The sequence below is a fragment of the Aeromicrobium sp. P2_G6 genome, assembly GCF_056403535.1.
The window spans coordinates 19,309-40,467 of record NZ_JBFUFH010000001.1 but is presented as its reverse complement, the minus strand read 5'-3'; the positions used below and the strand labels follow the sequence as shown (position 1 = coordinate 40,467).

Annotated in this window: 18 protein-coding genes and 2 pseudogenes; 18 read left to right on the top strand and 2 right to left on the bottom strand. The window is 65.2% G+C overall.

Annotated features, from left to right (window positions below):
- The first annotated feature begins 15 nt into the window (after window positions 1–15).
- From AC1DVU_RS00175 to AC1DVU_RS00145, 7 genes and pseudogenes are all read left to right on the top strand, one after another.
- Window positions 16–1,572, top strand: a complete 1,557-nt coding sequence (locus tag AC1DVU_RS00175) for an N-acyl-D-amino-acid deacylase family protein (RefSeq protein ID WP_476920399.1) — start codon at window positions 16–18, stop codon at window positions 1,570–1,572.
- On the top strand, window positions 1,569–2,711 hold the full coding sequence (alr, locus tag AC1DVU_RS00170) for an alanine racemase (RefSeq protein ID WP_476920398.1): 1,143 nt from the start codon (window positions 1,569–1,571) through the stop codon (window positions 2,709–2,711). Before AC1DVU_RS00175 ends, alr begins: the two co-directional genes overlap by 4 nt.
- 115 nt (window positions 2,712–2,826) lie before the next feature.
- Entirely contained in the window at window positions 2,827–3,657 is an 831-nt protein-coding gene (locus AC1DVU_RS00165; protein ID WP_476920397.1) for a mycofactocin-coupled SDR family oxidoreductase, read from the top strand.
- A gap of 50 nt (window positions 3,658–3,707) precedes the next feature.
- Window positions 3,708–3,941, top strand: a complete 234-nt coding sequence (gene tatA / locus AC1DVU_RS00160) for a twin-arginine translocase TatA/TatE family subunit (RefSeq protein ID WP_476920396.1) — start codon at window positions 3,708–3,710, stop codon at window positions 3,939–3,941.
- Between the two features lie 91 nt (window positions 3,942–4,032).
- Entirely contained in the window at window positions 4,033–5,304 is a 1,272-nt protein-coding gene (locus AC1DVU_RS00155) for an aminotransferase family protein (RefSeq protein ID WP_476920395.1), read from the top strand.
- Window positions 5,305–5,503: 199 nt separating this feature from the next.
- Window positions 5,504–6,297: pseudogene (locus tag AC1DVU_RS00150) on the top strand (aldehyde dehydrogenase family protein).
- Window positions 6,260–6,783: pseudogene (locus AC1DVU_RS00145) on the top strand (aldehyde dehydrogenase family protein). The pseudogenes AC1DVU_RS00150 and AC1DVU_RS00145 overlap by 38 nt, the downstream one beginning before the upstream one ends.
- A gap of 26 nt (window positions 6,784–6,809) precedes the next feature.
- Here the strand turns inward: AC1DVU_RS00145 and AC1DVU_RS00140 are convergent.
- Entirely contained in the window at window positions 6,810–7,625 is an 816-nt protein-coding gene (locus AC1DVU_RS00140; RefSeq protein WP_476920394.1) for an SDR family NAD(P)-dependent oxidoreductase, read from the bottom strand.
- A 376-nt stretch (window positions 7,626–8,001) separates the two neighbouring features.
- Entirely contained in the window at window positions 8,002–8,601 is a 600-nt protein-coding gene (mftR, locus tag AC1DVU_RS00135; RefSeq protein ID WP_476920393.1) for a mycofactocin system transcriptional regulator, read from the bottom strand.
- Between the two features lie 87 nt (window positions 8,602–8,688).
- Here mftR and mftA point away from each other — a divergent pair, with 87 nt between their 5' ends.
- From mftA to AC1DVU_RS00080, 11 genes are all read left to right on the top strand, one after another.
- Window positions 8,689–8,796 (top strand): mycofactocin precursor MftA, encoded by a 108-nt coding sequence (gene mftA, locus AC1DVU_RS00130; protein WP_476920392.1) that lies wholly within the window; start codon window positions 8,689–8,691, stop codon window positions 8,794–8,796.
- Between the two features lie 2 nt (window positions 8,797–8,798).
- Window positions 8,799–9,089: a mycofactocin biosynthesis chaperone MftB gene (mftB, locus tag AC1DVU_RS00125; protein ID WP_476920391.1), complete on the top strand. Its 291-nt coding sequence runs from the start codon at window positions 8,799–8,801 to the stop codon at window positions 9,087–9,089.
- Window positions 9,086–10,321: a mycofactocin radical SAM maturase gene (gene mftC / locus AC1DVU_RS00120; RefSeq protein ID WP_476920390.1), complete on the top strand. Its 1,236-nt coding sequence runs from the start codon at window positions 9,086–9,088 to the stop codon at window positions 10,319–10,321. The genes mftB and mftC overlap by 4 nt, the downstream gene beginning before the upstream one ends.
- Before the next feature lie 14 nt (window positions 10,322–10,335).
- Window positions 10,336–11,532, top strand: coding sequence for a pre-mycofactocin synthase MftD (gene mftD / locus AC1DVU_RS00115; protein ID WP_476920389.1), 1,197 nt, complete (start codon window positions 10,336–10,338; stop codon window positions 11,530–11,532).
- Complete coding sequence (mftE, locus tag AC1DVU_RS00110) at window positions 11,529–12,245, top strand: mycofactocin biosynthesis peptidyl-dipeptidase MftE (protein ID WP_476920388.1); 717 nt, start codon at window positions 11,529–11,531, stop codon at window positions 12,243–12,245. Before mftD ends, mftE begins: the two co-directional genes overlap by 4 nt.
- Window positions 12,242–13,033: a mycofactocin-coupled SDR family oxidoreductase gene (locus AC1DVU_RS00105; RefSeq protein WP_476920387.1), complete on the top strand. Its 792-nt coding sequence runs from the start codon at window positions 12,242–12,244 to the stop codon at window positions 13,031–13,033. The genes mftE and AC1DVU_RS00105 overlap by 4 nt, the downstream gene beginning before the upstream one ends.
- Window positions 13,030–14,418 carry a mycofactocin biosynthesis glycosyltransferase MftF gene (gene mftF, locus AC1DVU_RS00100; protein WP_476920386.1) on the top strand — a complete coding sequence of 463 codons (1,389 nt, stop codon included), beginning with the start codon at window positions 13,030–13,032 and terminating at the stop codon, window positions 14,416–14,418. Before AC1DVU_RS00105 ends, mftF begins: the two co-directional genes overlap by 4 nt.
- 546 nt (window positions 14,419–14,964) lie before the next feature.
- On the top strand, window positions 14,965–16,485 hold the full coding sequence (locus tag AC1DVU_RS00095; protein WP_476920385.1) for an NAD-dependent succinate-semialdehyde dehydrogenase: 1,521 nt from the start codon (window positions 14,965–14,967) through the stop codon (window positions 16,483–16,485).
- 38 nt (window positions 16,486–16,523) lie between these two features.
- Window positions 16,524–18,590: an acetate--CoA ligase family protein gene (locus tag AC1DVU_RS00090; protein WP_476920384.1), complete on the top strand. Its 2,067-nt coding sequence runs from the start codon at window positions 16,524–16,526 to the stop codon at window positions 18,588–18,590.
- Between the two features lie 194 nt (window positions 18,591–18,784).
- Window positions 18,785–19,849, top strand: coding sequence for an ABC transporter permease (locus AC1DVU_RS00085; protein WP_476920383.1), 1,065 nt, complete (start codon window positions 18,785–18,787; stop codon window positions 19,847–19,849).
- Window positions 19,850–19,852: 3 nt separating this feature from the next.
- Window positions 19,853–21,130, top strand: coding sequence for a substrate-binding domain-containing protein (locus tag AC1DVU_RS00080; RefSeq protein WP_476920382.1), 1,278 nt, complete (start codon window positions 19,853–19,855; stop codon window positions 21,128–21,130).
- The last annotated feature ends 29 nt before the right edge of the window (window positions 21,131–21,159 follow it).

The following is a 21,159-nucleotide window of genomic DNA, read 5'->3' as shown; positions in this document are numbered from 1 at the left end:
GGGGAGGTGCATGGCATGCATGACCTGGTAATCAGAGGGGGGCTCGTCGCTGATGGGGCCGGCGGTGAGCCGACACCCGCTGATGTGGCCATATCGTCCGGGCGGATTTCGAAGATCGGTCAGGGTCTCGGCGCCGCACGGCGTGTCATCGACGCGACAGGTCTCCTCGTCTCGCCGGGGTTCGTGGACGTCCACACACACAGTGACTTTACCTTGCCTCTCAGGCCGCAGGCAGAGGCAAAGCTCCGCCAGGGAGTGACGACCGACTGCACCGGAAACTGCGGATTCTCGCCATTTCCCTTTCTCTCTGCGGACGAGTCCACCCGCCGTCATGGAGTCTTCTTCGAGCCGGACCTCGATGAGCGATGGTCGACCCTTGCGGCGTTCGCGCGAGACATGGAGATGCGGGAGTTGGGCATCAACATCGCCCCGCTCGTCGGGTTGGGCGCCATCCGTCTTGCGGTGCTGGGCGATGAACGGCGAGCCCCGACCGAACGCGAACTCGGGCGAATGCAGGAACTTCTTGCTGAAGCTCTCGGCATGGGGGCATTTGGCGCTTCGACGGGACTCACGTACGCGCCTGGGGGCTTCGCAGACGTGAAGGAACTCGTTGCCCTTGCCGACACGGTCGGTGAATGGGGACGACTGTATGCGACTCACCTGCGCGACGAAGGTGATCAGCTTGAGGCCTCCTTGGAGGAGGCCATTGATACTGTCTCTCGCTCCGGAACGCGACTGCAGATATCGCACCTGAAGGCCTTCGGGGGCTCGAACTGGGGACGAGTCTCCGACGCGCTGGAGCATATCGATCGCGCGAATGCTGCCGGCCTGGACGTTGCGTTCGACGTCTATCCGTACACGACCGCGTGCACGACACTCGCGTCCGCGCTGCCTCCCAGCACGCTGGAGGGCGGCGAGGCTCGGTTGCGCGACCACCTCGCGGACCCGATGTTGCGCAACAGCTTGCGTGAGATGTTGCAGAATGGTGAGAAGCCTCTCGACACGATCATCCTGTGCGATGTTGCCTCGCGACCTGAGCTATCCGGTCTGAGGCTGGCCGACGTGGCGGAATCTCTCGACATAGGACCTGACGACCTCTTGCTGGAGCTGATCGAACGCGACGGTCTGCAACCAACAATGTTGATCGACGCGATGTCTGAGAGCGACGTTCGCGAAGCAGTCAAGCACGAGAAGAGCATGTTCGGTTCCGACGGCTGGACCATGTCGACTGACGCCTTGCCGTATGCGCATCCGCGCAACTTCGCGGCCGCGGTCCGGCTGGTGACGCACTACGTCCACGACGAGTCGCTGCTGAACATCGGCACCGCCGTCCACAAGCTCACGGCCCTGCCGGCTCGGCGACTCGGACTACATGATCGGGGCCTCATCGCAGAAGGCCATGCCGCTGACATCTGTGTAATCGATCTGGAGGGGCTCGATGATGTCGCTTCGGTCTCGGATCCATGCCGGTACCCGACGGGCGTCCAGTACGTCCTCGTCAACGGCAGTGTCGCCGTAGAAGACGGCACGCTCACCGGCGCCCGAGCCGGACGCGTTCTCACAGCAACGTGAAAGTCCTGCCGACGATGCCTCGAGCGGTAGCCGAGATCAATGTGGCCGCCATTCAACGAAATGTTAGTCATCTGAGAACTCGGCTGGGCGCCGCTTCCCTGTGCGCCGTCGTCAAGGCGGACGCCTACGGCCACGGGGCGGGGCCGGTAGCGTCGGCGGCACTCGATTCCGGCGCGAGCATGCTCGCGGTAGCGACGGCTGACGAGGCTGCAGGCCTGCGTGATGCAGGACTGAACGACGTAAGGATCCTCGTCCTGGGCGCGCTCAGCAGCGGCGAGCTGTCACAGGCGGTGGGCGCTGGGGCGGAAGTCGTCGCGTGGGACGAAGGCTTCATCCGCTTGATCGCACGACAGTCAAGGCATCCGGTCCGCGTTCACGTGAAGCTGGACACGGGCATGGGCCGCCTCGGTACACGGAGCCTGAGCAAGGCGGTCGACGTGGCAGCAGTGATTCAGGGCGATCCGCACCTACAGCTGGCAGGGATCGCGACACACCTCGCGACCAGCGACAGTGATCTCGCGTTCGCATCTCATCAGCTTCGTTCCTTCGATCGGTTGGTGAGGGCTCTGGCGCGGCCAGGTGTGGCAGCACATGCCGCCAACAGCGCAGCGACTCTCCGATTGCCGTCCAGTCACTACGACATGGCGCGCTGCGGCATCGCCTTGTACGGAGCAGACCCGATGAACGAGAATGCATCACGATTCGGGCTCGATCCGGCGCTGGCTCTGCGGTCGTACGTTGCCGCCGTAAAGCGCATTGACACAGGGCAGAGTGCAGGCTACGGCAGAGGTCACATCGCATCGACTGACAGTTGGCTCGCCACTGTGCCGATCGGGTATGGCGATGGTGTGAGCCGGGCACTCAGCAACGAGGGCGAGGTCCTGATCGGCGGCCGGCGCTACCCCATCGTCGGCCTTGTCAGCATGGACAATCTCACGGTCGACCTCGGCCCTCGACCATCTCGCACGACTCCGACTGTTGCAGTCGGTGATCCGGTGACCTTGATCGGAACGGACGGGGCTGAGCGAATCTCGCTTGAAGACATTGCAAAGCTCACCGGAACGATCAACTACGAGGTCCTGGCGCGGATCTCAAAGCGGGTGCATCGCCGGTATCACCATGATGGTCAGGAAATGTGATGGCGCCGCCCCTTCTTGACAATCGCTTCCATGGAAGTAATATGAGTTGGGAGCGGTGTCGGAGCGGGTCAAACTCGTCTCTTGAACATCGCTCAATGACGATAAGGAGTTCGTTATGGGTCGGGTCGACGGCAAGGTTGCATTCATCACCGGTGCGGCGCGCGGTCAAGGGCGGAGTCACGCGATCAGGCTTGCCGAAGAAGGCGCCGATATCATCGCCATCGACATCTGCGAGCCAGTCAAGGACATGACCGGCCCTGGGGCAACAGAAGCTGATCTGGCCGAGACTGTGCGACAGGTCGAGGCGCTTGATCGGCGGATAGTCGCGCGCAAGGTTGACGTGCGTGACGTTGACGGGCTCACCGCCACCCTGGCCGAAGGTGTTTCCGAGCTCGGCCGTCTTGACATCGTTAGCGTCAACGCCGCCATTACCGGCAAACCCGTCCTTCTGCACGAGATGTCCGCAGCGACGTGGCAAGAAATGATCGACATCGACCTGACTGGTGCCTGGAACTCGGCGAAGGTAGCCGTTCCTCACTTGGTGGCGACCGGGGCAGGCTCGATCGTGTTCACCAGCTCGGTCGCCGGCGTGAAGGGATCCGCGAACATGGGTCACTACGTGGCCGCCAAGCACGGAGTGATGGGGCTCATGAAAGTCATGGCCAAGGAGCTCGCTGAGTACTCGATTCGCGTGAACGCAGTCCTCCCCACCCAGGTCAAGACCCCAATGCTGATGAACGAGGACATCTACCGCCTGTTCAGTCCGGAGCTGGAGAATCCGACGGTCGAGGACTTCACGGTCGTCTCGCAGAGCCTGAACGTCCTGCCGATCCCGTGGGTCGAGGTCGTTGACATTAGCAATGCGCTCCTGTTCCTCGCCTCGGACGAAGCGCGCTATGTCACCGGCGTCGGACTGCCGGTCGATGCTGGAGCGCTTATCAAATAGTCGTGCCATGAATCACCCTGATCGAGGCCACGTCAGCGAGAGGAAACACCGTGTTTCGTCAACTAGGACCAACCGAGATCTTGATCGTTCTCGGGGTCGTGCTGTTGTTGTTCGGCGGCAAGAAGCTCCCCGAGCTGGCTCGCGGATCTGGACGGGCGCTCCGCATCTTCAAGACGGAGATCGAGTCGCTGAGCGACGGCGAGGTCGCGACAGACGGTCGCATGGTCCCTTTGGCCAACAAAGATGATGTGCCCGAGCGGAGCGGGTCCCACCCCTCGATCTAGATCGCGCTGCGCTGACCACTTCAGACAGGACAGCTTGCTTTTGGGGTGGGGCAGCCGCGCGCACTCGGACATGCAGAGGAAAGAAGTACGTATGAACCCTTCGCCCATTCTCACCGGCCCTGCTTTGTGGTCGGCGCAAGCGCACATGCCCTCCATTCTCGGTCGTCAGATTGTGATCGAGAGTGGGCAGGGCGCATACCTCGAGACCGTGGAAGGGCATCGACTGTTCGACGCAACGGCTGGTTTGTGGCACGCCAACATCGGCCATTCCCATCCCGTGCTTGCCGAAGCAGCGCGGACGCAGATGCTGAAGCTCGAGACCCACCACATCTTCGCGCGTTTCGCGAACGATCAGGCGCTGGCGCTAGGCGAGCGGTTGTCGGCGATGTCTCCGATCGACCGCTCAAAGGTAATCCTCAATTCTGGCGGATCCGATGCGATCGACGTCGCTTGCAAGCTGGCACGTCGGCACTGGCAGCGCGAAGGGCGCACCACGAAGACGACCATCATTAGTCGCGAGTACTCGTACCACGGACTCCACGCGTACGGGACCAGCATCGCGGGTCTACAGTTCAATCGAGAGGGCTATGGGGTCGAGTCGCTCGTGCCCGAGACGGCGCGTGTCCCGTTGCACGATGTCGAGGCACTAGCGAAGTCGATCTCGATGATCGGGCCTGACAACATCGCTGCGTTCGTGACCGAGGCGATACAAGGCACTGGAGGCGTCAATCCTCCTGAGCCCGGCTATCTCGCTGCGGTTCAACGTTTGTGTCGGGACAACGACATACTTTTCATCCTTGACGAGGTCATCACGGGCTTCGGACGAACTGGTCATATGTTCGCTGCGGAGCGATACGAGCTCGAACCAGATCTGATCACCTTTGCCAAGGGAGTCACCTCCGGATACGCACCTCTGGGCGGCGTGCTGGTGTCCCCTCGAATCTGGGAGCCGTTCTACGTCGACAGCGATTCGACTCCGATATTTCGTCACGGCGCGACTTACGCCGGCCATGCCACCGCGTGCGCGGTCGCTATGGCGAACCTCGACGTGCTCGAGCAGGACCATCTTGTCCCTCGTGCGGCCGAGCTGGAGCTGCTGCTCAGCTCCACGCTGAAGCAGCTGCAGACCCGACGACCCGGCGTTGCAGAAGTTCGTATCGGTGGTTTCCTCGGCGGAGTAACCCTCGTTGACGAGATCCCAGCGGAGCGGGTCGCGGACTCGCTGATCGAGCTGGGCTACATCTCGCGTCCTCTGCGTGGCAACACCCTGCAGATCAGTCCACCCTTCATCACAAAGGACCAAGAGCTCATCGAGCTCGTAGATGCTATCGATCATGTCCTGGTCGCCGAGGAGAACGCATGACGCTTGACTGCGGTCAGCTGGCCGTCGGTGATCCTGAGTGGGTGCTTGCAGCGGAGCGGGTTGTAGTTGATTTAGCGCTTCCCGATGGGCCAAAGAGTCTTGATGTTTGCAATCCCGCCAGCGGTGAGACTGTCGCACGTCTCGCCGACCAAGGACCCGATGAGGCGCTGGAGGCGGTAGACGTGCGCATGCGGCGGGGCTGGGGTGGGCGGCTACGACTCCTCGCCACCGAGCTGACACGCTACGCCGCTGGTACGACCTTCTTGTGCAGCATTCAGACGAGATCGCGCTCCTGATCACTCTGGAGATGGGCAAGCCTCTGACCGAGTCCTATGGCGAGATAACGTACGGCGCCGATTTCGTCCGATGGTATGCCGAGGAGGCAGTGCGACCGGGGGCAACACGCGTGACGCCCCGACCGGGGGCAGCATGCTGCTCACCAAGCGTGCACCCGTCGGACTCTCGGTTCTGATCACCCCGTGGAACTTCCCTCTGGCGATGGCAACTCGAAAGATTGCCCCGGCGCTCGCGGCGGGCTGCTCCGTCGTCATCAAACCGGCCGCCCTTACCCCGCTGACGACGCACTTCGCGGTCGATCTTGCCCGCCAGGCCGGCGTGCCGGACGGTCTGATCCGCGTCATCAACACGTCTGATCCATCCGCCTTCAGCGAGGCAGTCCTGCGCGACCCGTGAGTAAGAAAGGTGTCATTCACCGGTTCGACCGGAGTCGGCAAGGTGCTACTGCGGCTTGCTGCCGACAACGTCCTTCGCTCGTCCATGGAGCTCGGAGGGAATGCACCATTCATCGTGTTCGACGACAGTGAGCTGGAGCGTGCGGTTGACGGCGCATTTGCCGCCAAGATGCGCAACGGTGGACAGTCCTGCATTGCCGCAAAACCGGATCTACGTCCAGAACGGGATCGCCGACGCTTTCGTCGAGGGCCTAACCGAGAAGATGAGTCAGGTCGTGACAGGCAATGGGCTCATCGGTGACGTCACGCTCGGCCCACTCATTGAAGACCGAGCTGTCGCGACCATGGAGCGCCTCGTGCTGGATGCAGCAGCTCGAGGGGCAACGGTCGCGACCGGAGGCCACAGAATTGCAGGGCCGGGATACTTCTCAAACCCACGGTCATCGACCAAGTTCCCTCAAGCTCGGATGTTGTACAGAGTGAGATATTCGGTCCGATCGCGGCGATCCAGCGCTTCTCTTCGGAGGCAGAGGTCCTTGCGCGCGCCAATGAGACCCAGTTCGGCCTCGCAGGGTATGTGATCACACAAGACCTCGATCGAGCGCTCAATGTCGCGGATCGGCTTCAGACCGGGCTCGTTGGAATTAGCCAAGGTACGCCGTCGAATGTTGCAGCGCCTTTCGGTGGTGTCAAGCAGTCCGGGTTGGGACGTGAAGGCAGCGCGGAGGGCCTGGAGGAATATCAGGACGTGCGTTTCTACAAGGTCGCTCGTCGGGCTACGTCATAGATCCGGCCTCGGGCGCGTGGCGCCGATCAGGTCAGGCTGTCGCGCCACGCGGTGAGGCCGGCATCGACCTTGAGGTCGGCACCGTTGACGAATGAGGCGTCGTCGGAGGCCAGGAAGCACACCACGGCCGCGACCTCCTCCGGCCTGCCTAGGCGCGGCTCCGGCGTCAAGTGATAGGCGGAGAACTGTCGACGCATGGCCTCCGGATCGTCAGCCCCTTGGAACTGCTGCTCGACCATCTCGGACCCAATCGTTCCCGGCGAATACGACACCACGCGGATTCCGAACTGCCGCAAGTCGAGCGCGGCCTGACGCGTGAGTTGGAGGACGGCTGCCTTCGTTGCCCCGTAAGCGGCTTCGCCCGCAAATGCCAATGGGCCCCCAGACACAGACGCACAGTTAACGATGACCCCATAATCACTAGCGGCCAAGTACGGAACGGCGTGCTTCATGGTCAGCCACGTGCCTCGCACGTTGACGGCTTGTACGCGATCCCAGACGTCGATAGGAATCTGGTCGATTCTCAGATCTGCACTGAGTTGGCTGTCGATCACCGCCGCGTTGTTGACCAATACATCCAACCCACCCATGTGAGCTGCAGCCTCGTCTAAAGCCTTCTCCACGCGGCCTGCATCGGCGACGTCGCACTCGACGAACGAGGCGTTGAAGCCTTCGGTGGACATGGCAGCGACTGCTTCGCGGCCCCGCTGCGTGTTCGTGCCGACCATGGTCACCGCCGCCGCACCTCTGCGAGCCAACTCGCGTGAGATAGACCATCCGATTCCGCGAGCTCCCCCAGTCACCACACATCGACGACCAGACAACTGCGCAGAGACCGACATCAGGCAAATCTCCTATATTCGTGAGGGCCACGAACCCCTCGATGGCTTGTCGGTGTCTCCAGCTTAGGTATACATCAAAATACTTCCATGGAAGCGACCCGTCAACCCAAGCGCAACGTGATTGCGTCAAATCGATGGGTGGACGCTAATCAACGGACTACCCGTGTGCGCCCTGGCAAGCCAGCGGGTTCAAATGTCTGAATGCAATTGGAGTGTCGGCACGCCGCGGCCGCTGAATCATCCGTCTCCATGGATGTCGCGGGTTCGCTCCTTGTCAGAAGCTCCACGAAAATTCAGGCGTTTGGGTCCGCGGTCGTGTGCCCCGGCGTGCCGGCCGATTCAGGAAGTCCAGACTCGGTGGCGTTCCAGAAGGACATCAGGAGCGCGCGTTGAGGTACGCCCTGAGCTCGGCCATGGATTCGGCGAGGACGGTGGTGAGTCGTAGCTCGGGGTGTGCGAGCCAGCGCTCGTACGATGCCACGGCAAGCGCGAGGCTCACGTGGCCGACCAGCCGGGGAACCGCGCTATCGGCGGACTCTCCGAGTCGGCGGGCGACGTACTCGCTGATGACCGCGCGCCATGCCTCGTAGCGCAACGCGGAGTGGGCCTGCAGCGCGGGGGTCGTGAGGATCAGCCGCATCCGCATCCGGTGCTGCGGCAGGGCCGCCTCGTCGAACTCGTTGAACGCGACCACGCATCCGTGAACCGCTTCTGGCAGCGGGACGTCGTCCGGCAGGGCGTCCAACTGCTCACGGAAGCGCTGGAGGCTCAGGTCGAACTGTCCCCACGGGATGTCGTTCTTGGATGGGAAGTAGCGAAACAGCGTGCGTCGGCCAACTCCTACGGCATCAGCGATCTGCTCCATCGTCGTGGCGTCGAACCCCTGTGCCTCGAACAGCGCGAACGCGGCACGCTCGATCGCGGCGTGATCAGTTGCCGAAGGGCGGCCTAGGGACCGCGTGCGAGAGGCGCTCATGACGGTGCGAATCTAACAGGCCTTCCATTGTGGCGCTGAGTGCCATAACCTATCGGCCACGTCACATCACACGCGAAGGAGCGAGCCATGGCAGAGAACCCCACGACCGAGAACGTCGCCACCGATGACGCCGAGCTGGTGACCGAGGACCTCATCGAAGAGGTGTCGATCGACGGCATGTGCGGCGTCTACTGACCATGACTACGTTGATGGCCGATCCGATGCTGGACGAGGCCTGGACGCTCTCGGCCTCGGTCGCGCTGCGGCCTGAGCCGTTCGGTGCGCTGGCCTATCACTTCGGCAACCGCAAGCTGACGTTCCTCAAGAAGCAGGAGCTCGTCGACGTCGTCAAAGCGCTTGGCGACTCGGAGACCGTCGCCGCCGCACTGAACCAGGCTGCCATCCCTGCAGCGCACTGGCCGACATACGTGAAAGCGCTGCGTGGTCTCGCTGCCTCCAACATGATCCTCGAACGGAACCCCGCATGACCCTGCTCGACGACGTACGCACGCCGGTCGCCCGTCCGACTACAGGCCCATTGGTGAACCAGTTCGAGTTCGGCCTCGACGCACCGATCTGCCTGACGTGGGAGCTCACGTATGCCTGCAACCTGGCATGCGCGCACTGCCTGTCCTCGTCGGGCAAGCGCGACCCGCGCGAGCTCACGACCGAGCAGTGCGAGGCGGTCATCGACGAGCTGCAGCGCATGCAGGTGTTCTACGTCAACATCGGCGGGGGAGAGCCGACGATCCGGCCGGACTTCTGGCATCTGCTGCAGTACGCCGTGGACCGCAGCGTCGGCGTGAAGTTCTCCACGAACGGCGTTCGGCTCAACCCTGAGCGTGCGGCGTTCCTAGCGTCGACGGACTACGTCGACGTGCAGATCTCGTTGGACGGTGCGACCGCCGAGGTCAACGACTATGTGCGCGGTCCCGGGTCATACGACACCGCGATCGCGGCGCTGCAGAACCTGCAGGACGCCGGCTTCAAGGACGCCAAGATCTCCGTCGTCGTGACCCGCCAGAACGTGACCCAGCTCGACGAGTTCAAGGCACTCGCGGACCAGTACGGCGCGACGCTCCGCCTGACCAGGCTGCGCCCGTCGGGCCGTGGCGCGGACGTGTGGGACGAGCTGCACCCGCTGCCGGAGCAGCAGCGCATCCTCTACGACTGGCTGATGGCCAACGGCGACAACGTGCTGACCGGTGACTCGTTCTTCCACCTTGCGGCCTTCGGTGAGTCGCTGCCGGGCCTCAACCTGTGTGGTGCCGGACGAGTGGTGTGCCTGATCGACCCGATCGGCGACGTGTACGCCTGCCCGTTCGCGATCCACGACAACTTCCTCGCCGGCAACCTGTTGGCCGACGGCGGATTCAAGCAGGTGTGGCAGACCTCCGAGCTGTTCCAGGAGCTCCGCTCACCGCAGACGTCGGGCGCCTGCACAAGCTGTGAGTTCTTCGACTCGTGCCGGGGCGGCTGCATGGCCGCCAAGTTCTTCACCGGGCTTCCGCTCGACGGGCCCGACCCGGAGTGCGTGCAGGGCTACGGCGAGAGCGCCCTGGCCGGCGATCGTACGATCCCGGCCGCCAGCCAGGACCACTCACGGACCACCCCCGGACGTAACCAGCCGGTCATGCTGACCCTCACCCGCCGTGAGGACCTCGAGGCACCACCGGTCTCCGCGTGCGCAGAAAACCCCCTCGCCGGCTTCCGGCTCTGAACCGAGAGAGAACCATGTCGAAGAATCCTTGGGCCAAGAACCCCTGGTTCGAGTCCGTCGCCGTCGCGCAGCAGCGGGCCAAGAAGCGCCTGCCGTCGTCGGTCTACGGCGCCCTGGTCGCCGGCTCCGAACGGGGTCAGTCGATGGCCGACAACGAGGCCGCGTTCATGGAGCTCGGCTTCGCGCCTCACGTGGCCGGGCACCAGGCCAAGCGCGATCAGGCCACCACGGTCATGGGCCAGGACATCTCGCTGCCGGTCATCATGTCGCCCACTGGCGTACAGGCGGTGCACCCGGATGGTGAGGTCGCCGTCGCCCGGGCCGCAGCGGCGCGTGGCACAGTCATCGGGCTCAGCAACTTCGCCAGCCGATCGGTGGAGGAGGTCGTCGCGGCCAACCCCGCGACGTTCTTCCAGATGTACTGGACCGGCGAACGCGACGTCATGATCCAGCGCATGGACCGGGCCCGAGCCGCCGGCGCTGTCGGCCTGATCGCGACGCTCGACTGGTCGTTCTCGATGGGGCGCGACTGGGGGAGTCCCGAGATCCCGGAGAAGGTCGACTTCAAGACCGCCCTGAAGTTCGCGCCGCAGGTGCTGCGCAAGCCCCGCTGGCTCAAGTCGTTTGCCGGCAACCTCCCCGACCTCACGGCACCCAACCTGGCCGCCCCCGGTGAGGCGAAGGGCCCGACCTTCTTCGGTGCCTACTACGAGTGGATGACCACGACCCCGCCGTCGTGGGAGGACGTGGAGTGGATGCGCCAGGAATGGGGCGGCCCGTTCATGCTCAAGGGTGTCTGCCGGGTCGACGACGCGCTCCGAGCAGTCGACGCCGGGGTCACCGCGATCTCGGTGTCCAACCACGGCGGCAACAACCTCGACGGCACCCCCGCGCCGATCCGCGTGCTTCCCGCGATCGCCGAGGCGGTTGGTGACGACATCGAGGTCCTGCTCGACGGTGGCATCCGACGCGGCAGCGACGTCGTCAAGGCCGTCGCCCTCGGCGCCCGCGCGGTGATGATCGGCCGGGCATACCTGTGGGGCCTCGCCGCCAACGGCCAGCCCGGCGTCGAGAACGTCCTCGACGTCCTGCGAAGCGGCATCGACTCCGCCCTGCTCGGGCTCGGCGTGTCCTCGATCCACGAGCTGACCCCCGAGCACCTCGTCATCGCCGATGGATTCGCCCGTACGTTGGGCCGCCCGGTCTCATGAAGCTCGCCGACCTGACCTGGCCCGACGTGGACGCACGTCCGCTCGTGCTGGTGCCGGTCGGCTCGATCGAGCAGCACGGCCCGCACCTGCCGCTCGACACCGACGCGACGATCGCGGTCGCCGTGGCCGAGGCGGTTGCCCGCAAGCTTGGGGACTCGACCGTGGTGGCGCCCCCGCTCAGCTACGGCTCGAGCGGTGAGCATCAAGGCTTTGCGGGGACGAGCTCCGTCGGCACGGAAGTGCTGCGGCTCACGGTGATCGAGCTCGTGAGGTCGATGAGCGCATGGGCAGGCCGGATCGTGTTCGTCAATGCCCATGGCGGCAACGTCGCGGCGCTCTCGAAGGCGGTCTTCCAGATGCTCGCCGAGCAGCACGCGGTCGGCTGGGTCCCGTGCGCGACCGAGTCCGTCGACCTGCACGCCGGGATCACGGAGACGTCGCTGATGCTGCACCTGCGCCCGGATTCCGTACGCCTCGAACAGGCCGAGCCGGGGGAGACCAGGCCGCTCGCCGACATCATGCCGTTGCTCATGGCTGGTGGCGTCGGCGCCGTCTCGCCCAATGGTGTGCTCGGCGATCCCACCGGGGCGTCCGCCGAGATGGGTGAGCGGGTGCTCGCCGAGATGACGGCCGACGCTCTGCAGCGCATACGTGATGGTGCTCCGGATGCCCGCGGCATGCTCTTGCGGTCATCGATCGGCGTACGCGCATGAGCCGCGTCGCCCTGGTCACCGGAGCCGCTCGCGGCATCGGTGCGGAGGTCGTACGGACCCTGTGTCGCGACGGCTATCGCGTCGTCGCGGTCGACTCGTGCGCCGGCGACGACGTGCCCGACGGTGTCGCGTACGCACTCGCCACCCGCGCCGAGCTCGATGCAGTGGCCGCGGAGTTCCCTGACCAGGTGCTCGTCCGAGTCGCCGACGTACGCGACCGGGATGCCCTGGCGGCGGTCGCCGCCGACGGGGTCGACGCGTTCGGCCGGCTCGACGCCGCGGTCGCCGCCGCCGCGGTCATCGCCGGCGGCTCGCCGCTGTGGGAGAGCCCCGACTCGCACCTGGACAGCCAGTGGGACGTCGACGTCAAAGGGGTCTGGAACACCGCTGCCGTGACGATCCCTCACCTCCTCGCGGGGCCCGACCCGTCCGGTGGCCGCTTCGTCGCGATCGCCTCCGCCGCCGGGAGCCACGGGCTGTTCCACCTGGCCGCCTACAACGTCGCCAAGCACGCCGTCATCGGACTCGTGAAGGGCCTCGCGGCCGACCTCGTCGGCACCGGGGTGACCGCCTGCGCGGTCTCACCGGGCTCCACACGTACGCGCATGCTCGACGCCACCGCCGCCATCTACGACCTGGCCGATTCCGAGGAGCTCGCATCGTCACAGCTCCTGCGGCGTGTGCTCGAGCCATCGGAGATCGCCGCCACCATCGCGCTGTGCTGCTCCATCGAAGGGGCCGCGCTCAACGGTTCCGTGGTCTCGGCCGACGGTGGATTCGGCTCATGACGCTCCCAGCCGGTTTCGCCGTCCGGCTTGCGCCGGGCGTACGCGTGCGCGACCACGGGCGCACCTTGATCGGCGGCGCACCGATCCGGGTCAACCACCTGAGTGCGCATGCCCAGGACCTCATGCGCGATGGGACGCTCGTCGTCACCGGCACCACGACGGGTCGGCTCGCCGATCAGCTTCTGGACTCCGGGATGGCCGAACCCGTCACCGCCTTGCTGGCGCCAATCGGCCTCGACCAGGTCACCTGCGTCATCCCGGTTCGTGATCGCCCGGCGGGACTGGATCGCCTGCTGATGAGCCTCGGCGGCGCGATGAGGGCGATCGTGGTGGACGACGCCTCCATTCACCCTGAACGCACGGCTCGCGTCGCCGCACGTCACGGCGCCGAACTCATCCCGTTGAGCCGCAACCTCGGTCCGGCCGGCGCCCGCAACACGGGCCTGCGTGAGGTGACCACGCCGTACGTCGCCTTCGTCGACTCCGACGTCGTGGTCGATTCCGACTCCATCGGTCGACTGCTTCGACACCTGCACGATCCGCAGGTCGCGATGGCCGCACCGCGGATCCTTGGCCTCGACCCCGACGACTCCTGGATCGGCCGCTACGAAGCCGCACGCTCGTCGCTCGACCTTGGTCGCGACTCGGCACTCGTACGCCCGCGGTCGACCATCTCCTGGGTGCCGTCGGCCGTGGTGATGGCACGCGTCGCCGCGCTCGGCGACGGCTTCGACGCATCGATGGCGGTGGGGGAGGACGTCGACCTCGTCTGGCGACTCGACGCCGAGGGGTGGCGAATCCGGTACGACGCCAACGTCGTCGCCAGACACGACCACCGCACCTCGCTGCGCAGCTGGCTGCACCGCAAGGCGTTCTACGGCACCGGAGCGGCGTCACTGGCCGATCGTCACGGTTCCACGGTGGCGCCCGCTGTGCTCACGCCGATCGGCGCGGCGACCGCGGTCGCAGTCCTGGCGCAGCGGCGCTGGTCGTTGCCCGCGACGGGATTGCTCTCGGGTGCGATGGCCTGGCGGTTGTCGAGGTCGCTGCGTGGCAGCGATCGTCCGTTGCGCACGGCCGGCGAGCTGACGGTGCTCGGCGTCTCGTCCACCCTGGCTCAGCTCATGCATCTCCTGCTCCGGCACTGGTGGCCGGCCGCAGCTGTCGGCGCGACGTTCTCTCCGCGGTTGCGGCGCGCGCTGGTCGTTGCTGCCGCCGCCGACACGGTCATCGAGTGGCGCCGGCTCAGGCCCGAACTCGACCCGCTCCGCTTCGCCATCGCCTTGCGCCTGGACGACGCCGCGTATGGCGCAGGGCTATGGGCCGGCGCAGCTCGTAGGGGCTCCCTACGAGCGTTGACGCCGCATCTACGTGGGTCGCGCTGAGGCTTGCCGCGTCTTGGGTACCGATCGACCGGGAGATCAAATCATCCGCGTTCCGAATTACGGTACACAACTGATCAGCTGTGGTCGTTGAGACAGATTTTCATCGACCCTCTAACCCGGGAGCAGGCCGAATCGATTCGTGGGTGGAGCGATCAGACGATTGCTGAGTCGCTCGCAGCAGAACCAGGTACTACCAGGCAGGGCGGACTGTAAGCGGAGTCGATTGTGGCTGCTCTGGTTTCCCGAACACTGTCACTTCGCGGGTCTGACAAGCTCTGCGATTACCTGGCCAGAACCTTCACGAGCGTCATACACCTCAATCAGTGACATGTCGCGCCGCCGCTTGAACATGGCCGAACCTAGCCGTATCTCGCAGAGCTCGAGTCAGCGGATGGCCTGATTTGCGGGGCCGACCGCGTAGCCGTTACTCGGAGTCGCTCTCTGAGCGAAGTCGCCTAGTAGCGCCGGGGTCGATCTTCGCTCGCGGCGGTGTCTCAAACTGGGCCATCCTCGGCCTGCGTCGCTGGGGTGAGATGGTCCAAGGTCGTGGCCGCGCTGAGCCATGCTTCATGCGCGCTCGATCAGCGAACCCACCTCAGAAGGGATGGACACATGTCCGACAAGATCTGGAGCAATTACGTAGGGGGTCGTTGGCAGGAACCGTCGTCCGCCGGCACCTTCGGTGTCTACGACCCCGCGACGGGGGGCTTGGTCGGAGAGGTTGCGATCGCGACAACCGAGGACGTAAGCGCCGCGATTGACGCAGCAGCCGCCGTGCAGGACACATGGGCAGCCATGACGGCGCTCGAACGCTCCGACATCATCCGTCGGGCTGCGGCGATTATGAGCAACCGAAAGGACGAACTGGCAAACCTGCTGACCAGGGAACAAGGCAAGCCGCTCGCCCAAGCCGTTGGAGAAATCACGTACGGGGTCGGATTCCTTGAGTGGTTCGCGGAGGAGGGCAGGCGCGTCAACGGGTCGACGCTCCCGCCGACGGCCTCGTCTAAGCGGATCATGCTGCTTAAGCAGCCGATCGGCGTGACGGCTGCCATCACGCCGTGGAACTTCCCCAACGTCCAGATCATTCGGAAGCTGGGAGCTGCGCTGGCCGCCGGGTGCACGATGATCGCGAAGCCGTCCGAGCTCACCCCGCTGTCCTGCCTCGAAGTAGCCCGATGCTTCGAGGACGCGGGCCTGCCGCCGGGTGTCTTCTCGGTGCTGTGCTCGCCGGAGCCCCACGTTTTCGCGAACACCGTGATGGCCGATGAACGTGTGCGGGCGATTTCCTTCACAGGCTCGACTGCGGTCGGGAAAGCCCTGATGCGCGGAGCAGCCGACACCATGAAGAGAGTTTCCCTCGAGCTCGGCGGACATGCTCCACTCATCGTGTTCGATGACGCCGACCTCGATGCCGCGGTCGAGGAGACGATGGCCTCGAAGTTTCGCAATATGGGTCAGGTCTGCATCTCGGTCAACCGAATCTTCGTGCAGGAGGGCGTCGTTGAAGAGTTCACAGTGCGTCTGAGGCGGGCGATAGAACGGCTCTCGCTGGGCCACGGCCTCGAGCAGGGGACGTCGGTCGGCCCACTGGTCGCACAAGCAGGCGTCGAGAAGGTCGAGCGGCACGTCAGTGACGCCCTAGACAAGGGAGCCACCCTCGTCACAGGTGGTGCGCGAGCGACAGGGCCGGGCCTGGACTCCGATCAGTTCTACGAGCCGACACTGCTCACGGGGGTCGATAGCACGATGCTCGTGGCGCAGGAGGAGACGTTCGGTCCTGTCGCCCCGATCATCACGTTCACCGACGAGGCAGAGGTCGTGGCGGAGGCCAACAACACGCCGTTCGGGCTCTCTGCCTACTTCTTCACAGCCGACCTGAATCGTGCCATCCGGGTCTCCGAGCAATTGGAGTTTGGCATCGTGGGGGTCAACGACGCGATGATCTCGGCTGTCCAGGCACCGTTCGGTGGGATGAAGGAGAGCGGGATCGGCCGCGAGGCGGGGGCTCTCGGGCTGGACGAGTTCCTTGAGGTCAAGTATGTGTCGATCGGACGAGTCTCTTGAGTGACTCGCAGCTCGATGCACTGCATCACCCTCGGTCGGTGGCGGTCTTTGGCGCCTCCGACAGCGTCGACAAGGTGGGTGGCCGCCCTATTCACTTCCTCAAGTCTTTCGGATTCGACGGAGACGTGTTCCCCATTAACCCGGCGCGAGCGACCGTGCAAGGCCTGCCGGCCTATCCGGACGTAGCCTCGCTGCCCAGCGTCCCTGACGTCACGGTAATTGCGGTGCCGGGGCAGAAGGCTGTCGACGCCGTGCGGCAGAGCGCGGCGGCCGGGGTCAAGGGATGCGTGGTCCTCGCGTCGGGGTTCGCCGAGACGCACGAGCCAGAAGGTCGTGCGATGCAGGAGGAGATGGTGGCCCTTGCCAAAGCCTCTGGCATGCGGCTTGTGGGCCCCAACGCGCACGGGCTCGCGAACTTCGGCAGCGGTGCCGTGCTGTCGTTCTCGACGATGTTCTTGCAGATCGAGCCGATGGACGGCCCCGTCGCGCTGATCAGCCAGAGCGGGGCGATGTCGGCCATCGCCTACGGCCTGCTGCGCCACCGTGGGATCGGAATCAGATACGTGCACGGCACGGGCAATGATGCGGACACCAGCGCCAGCGAGCTCGTCGCGGCCGCCGCCACAGATCCGGAGCTGCGGCTGATCCTGCTCTACATCGAGGGCATCGCCGACGCGAACGCGTTTGAGCGAGCCGCGAGCGCGTCTGTCGCGCATGGCGTGCCCATCGTGGCTCTGGTGGGAGGCAGCAGCGCCGATGGTGCGCGTGCAGCGCAGTCTCACACCGGTTCGCTCGCGAGCGAAAAGGTCGTCGTGGAGGCCTTCCTCGAGAAGCTCGGAGTTCGGACGGTCCGGTCGATGACTGAGCTCGCCGACTGCGTGCAGCTCTATCTGAACGACACGGGGGCTGAGGTAACGGGCGATCGGCTGGCCATAGTCAGCAACTCGGGGGGCGTCTGCGTCCTGGCGTCGGACCACGCGTCGACGTACGGGTTGCCGCTAGCCACCTTGGACGACCGGACCAAGCATGCACTGGCGGACGCACTCCCGTCGTTCGCCTCGTGGGCCAACCCGATCGACATCACCGGGATGTTGCTCAAAGACAGCTCCCTCGTGCGCCGCGTGCTCGATTGCTTCACGGAAGACTCCGGCCCGGATGTGTTCCTCTTGAGCCTCCCCGTCGCAGGCCGCGGCTACAACGTTGACGAGTTCGCGTCCGCGGCCCGAGTCTTCGCCCGGCGGATCCGGCGACCGTTCGTCGTCGTGAGCCCGCAGCCAGAGGTGGCGGGGCTCTTTCGGTCGAAGGGCCTCACCGTCTATGGCGACGACGATGACGCGCTCCGGTCGCTATCGGGCTACCTGCGCCATCGGCGGGCGATAGCGGCGGCACGCGACCGAGGACCAGTCGACCTGCGTCGTCCGGCCGAGCGCTCTCCTCTGCTCAACGAGCACGACAGCCTCACAATCCTCGAAAGGTGCGGCGACGTCGTCGAGCACGTACTCGTCGACGACGCCACTGGTGCGGTTGAGGCCTTCGATGCTCTCGGGCGGCGTCCGGTGGTCGTCAAGGGCTGCACGACGGCCGTCTCGCACAAGTCCGACCTCGGATTGGTCAGGCTGGGCTGCGAGACCGGGCACGACGTCGCAGCGGCGGCGAGGGACATCCTGGCGGCCATGAAGGATCACGACCTAAAGGTCGACGGGCTCCTCGTGGAGCCGATGCTGGATGCCGCCTTTGAAGTAATGGTGGGTGCCCACCGCGATCCGAGCCTCGGGGCGGTCGTCATGCTGGGCGCCGGGGGCAAGTACATCGAGGCGGTGCCCGACTTCGCGACGCTCGTGCCACCGTTCGGCCGGCAGGAGGTGGAGACTGCGATCCGGAGCCTGCGCATGGCGCCGCTGCTCGACGGTGTCCGCGGCGAGCCGCCGACCGACGTGACCGCATGGGTCGACCTTGTCATCGGGGTGGGGGAGCTCATGACGGACCGGGACGGTCAGGTCGACAGCCTCGACGCGAACCCGGTCCTGCTCGTTCGCGACCACGGCGGGACGAGGGCGGTCGTGGCAGATGCCGTCGTGGTGGCGCGGACGGCACCCGAGGAATAGCGAGACTAAGGGCTCGCACAGGCGCCGATCCGAGGCTCTCTCGGGTCGGCGTTTCCTGCTGTCGCTGCGGGGTCGACGACGTGTCGTGAGGCATGTCTCAAAGTGACACGGTGCCGAGGCCGGCGTCCTAGCTACCTTCAGGTTTCGCGTGGGCACAGTGGCCCGCGTCACACAGATCGTCGAGAGGGACCCGCATGTCCACCACCACCAAAGCGCCTGCAGGAGCGTCCTTCCGGACGGGGCGTCGCCTCCGGCTCCCGGCGCGCGGCATCATCCTGGCGAATGTCGCACTGGTGGTCGCGTCGGTCGTCCTCCTCCAGGTCAACGTCTTCGAGAAGGCCAGCACGTCGACTCTGACACCGGTCATCGGCGTCATGATCCTCGTCTCGCTCGGGCAGGCGTTCGTGATCGGCACAGGTGGGATTGACCTGAGCATCCCGGCGACCATGACCCTGGTCGGCGTCGTCGTGCTCAAGGCGTCGGACGGGTCTGACGCCCACCTGTCTCGGGCTGTCGTCGCCTGTCTGCTCGTGTGCATGGCGATCGGGTTCGTCAACGGATTTCTCGTAGAGGTCCTGCACCTGAACTCCTTGGTCGTGACACTGGCCACCGGACAGCTGATCGCAGGCCTGACCCGGATGTACAGAGGGCCCGTGCCGTCAGTCTCGACCGTCCCGCGCAACTTGTCAGACTTCGCCCGGGGCAGCCTCCTCGGGGTCAGTGTCATCCTGGTCCTCGCCGCACTCGTCTGCGTGCTCACCGCGGCGTGGCTGCGCTACCACGTAACAGGCCGCACGGTGTCGGCGAGCAGCGTGGCAAGGGCGGCGGCGGACTACAGCGGACTGGCGGCGACCCGTCAGCGCATCGTCGCCTGGATGACCGGGTCCGTGCTAGTCGCCGTCGGAGCCCTGCTTCTGGCCGGTCAGGTCAACACGCCGGATCTCACCTTCGGCGACCCCTACCTGCTGACGTCCATCGTGGCTGTCGTCCTCGGAGGTGCGTCGATCGCGGGTGGACGGGTCAAGGTGGCCGGCACGTTCTTCGGCGCCGTGTTCATCATCGTCCTCGACTTCGTATTCAGGGTCCGAGGGCTCTCATCGGGGCTCAGTCTCGCCGTTCAGGGCGGCGTGCTCGCTGTCGGTCTCGCCGCCGTGGTCACCAGTCGGCGCAACATCCGATGGCTCACGCCGTTCCACCGCGGCGACATCCTCGTCGGGTCCACCGAGGGCCCGGCTCAACATCAGGAAAGTCAGGAGTAAGCAATGCGAAACACAGTGCTCAAACCAGGGGCCCGTCGCTCGACCAGAGGGGCTGTGCTGTCGGCACTCGTGCTCTCGCTGTCTCTGGGTCTTAGCGCCTGTAGCTCCGACAGCTCGTCGGGTGACGACAAGGGGACCAGCGGTGACAAGGTCTCCCTGCCGAAGATCACCGATCCGGCGGTGCAGGCTGTGGCTAACCAGGCGCTCGGCTCCGACGGCCCAGTCGCGGACATGGACCCTGCGATCCAGCTGGCGTTCCGGCACGCCGCCCTCGACCTCACGGACGACCAACTGGCGACGGCCTACAAGTGCTGGAAGGCGACGACGTGTGACATCGGAAGCGGTGACGTAACGCTGGGCATTGCGGACGGCTTTGGCCAAAACACATGGCGGAAGTTCACGAAGATGGAGATCATCCTCCAGGCGCTGACATACCCAGAGATCGGAAGGATCATTTCGACCGATGCTGCGGGCGACCTCAACAAGTACCTCCAGAACGTGCGCAGCCTCGGGGCACAAGGGGCGAAGGCCATCGTCGGCTACAACGACTTCGGCGATGCCGCCCTCCCGGCGTTCACGGCGGTCCAGAAGCAGGGAGCCTTCGTCTCCACGTATGTCGGCGGAGTGCCTGGGGCCAAGCCGGACCAGGTCGCCAACCAGGTCCACTTCGACGAGTGCCAGGCGGGCGACTCGATGGCCGACATCGCGGTCGACGACTTCAAGATCGACGGACAGATCGCGCTTCTCAATGGCACGCCGGGCAATCCTCAGGGCGCTGCATGGAACAAGTGCCTCGGCGACAAGATCAAGGGCACCTCAGTCGCGATCGGCACCAAGCTCGATACCGACTGGACGCCTGCCGGCACCTACAAGGCGGCGGCCGCACTGGTCAGCTCCGGCAAGGACTATGCGGGCATCTTCAACGACTACGCAGACCCTCTGCCCCAGGTCGTGTCGGCCTACGAGAAGGCCGGCAAGAAGACCCCGGACCTGATCACGATCACGTCGAACAACGGGCTCTTTAAGGCGTGGAACGAGCGACAGGGTACGGACAAGGCCTTCGACCTCTACTACACCAGCGGATTGAACTGGATGGCCCGGGCGTCGCTCACGGCCGTGATGACGCGACTGGACGGCGGCAAGGTGACGCCCAACATCAGCGTGCCGATCCCGTTCGTCAAGGCGGCTAAGGGCGTCTATGCGTCGGATCGCCCGACCGACTACCCCGGCCCCACGCTGCTGGTGCCTGACTCGCTGGTCAAGCAGATCCTCGGCAAGTAAGCCCACGACGGGCTGGCCTCGCGGCTAGC

Coding starts and splice junctions, on each gene's coding strand:
- mftA (WP_476920392.1), top strand. CDS start 8,689: ATGGCAGAGAACCCCACGACCGAGAACGTCGCCACCGATGACGCCGAG.
- AC1DVU_RS00080 (WP_476920382.1), top strand. CDS start 19,853: ATGCGAAACACAGTGCTCAAACCAGGGGCCCGTCGCTCGACCAGAGGG.
- mftR (WP_476920393.1), bottom strand. CDS start 8,601: ATGAGCGCCTCTCGCACGCGGTCCCTAGGCCGCCCTTCGGCAACTGAT.
- AC1DVU_RS00165 (WP_476920397.1), top strand. CDS start 2,827: ATGGGTCGGGTCGACGGCAAGGTTGCATTCATCACCGGTGCGGCGCGC.
- AC1DVU_RS00140 (WP_476920394.1), bottom strand. CDS start 7,625: ATGTCGGTCTCTGCGCAGTTGTCTGGTCGTCGATGTGTGGTGACTGGG.
- mftD (WP_476920389.1), top strand. CDS start 10,336: ATGTCGAAGAATCCTTGGGCCAAGAACCCCTGGTTCGAGTCCGTCGCC.
- mftE (WP_476920388.1), top strand. CDS start 11,529: ATGAAGCTCGCCGACCTGACCTGGCCCGACGTGGACGCACGTCCGCTC.
- AC1DVU_RS00085 (WP_476920383.1), top strand. CDS start 18,785: ATGTCCACCACCACCAAAGCGCCTGCAGGAGCGTCCTTCCGGACGGGG.
- AC1DVU_RS00105 (WP_476920387.1), top strand. CDS start 12,242: ATGAGCCGCGTCGCCCTGGTCACCGGAGCCGCTCGCGGCATCGGTGCG.
- AC1DVU_RS00155 (WP_476920395.1), top strand. CDS start 4,033: ATGAACCCTTCGCCCATTCTCACCGGCCCTGCTTTGTGGTCGGCGCAA.
- mftC (WP_476920390.1), top strand. CDS start 9,086: ATGACCCTGCTCGACGACGTACGCACGCCGGTCGCCCGTCCGACTACA.
- AC1DVU_RS00175 (WP_476920399.1), top strand. CDS start 16: ATGCATGACCTGGTAATCAGAGGGGGGCTCGTCGCTGATGGGGCCGGC.
- mftB (WP_476920391.1), top strand. CDS start 8,799: ATGACTACGTTGATGGCCGATCCGATGCTGGACGAGGCCTGGACGCTC.
- mftF (WP_476920386.1), top strand. CDS start 13,030: ATGACGCTCCCAGCCGGTTTCGCCGTCCGGCTTGCGCCGGGCGTACGC.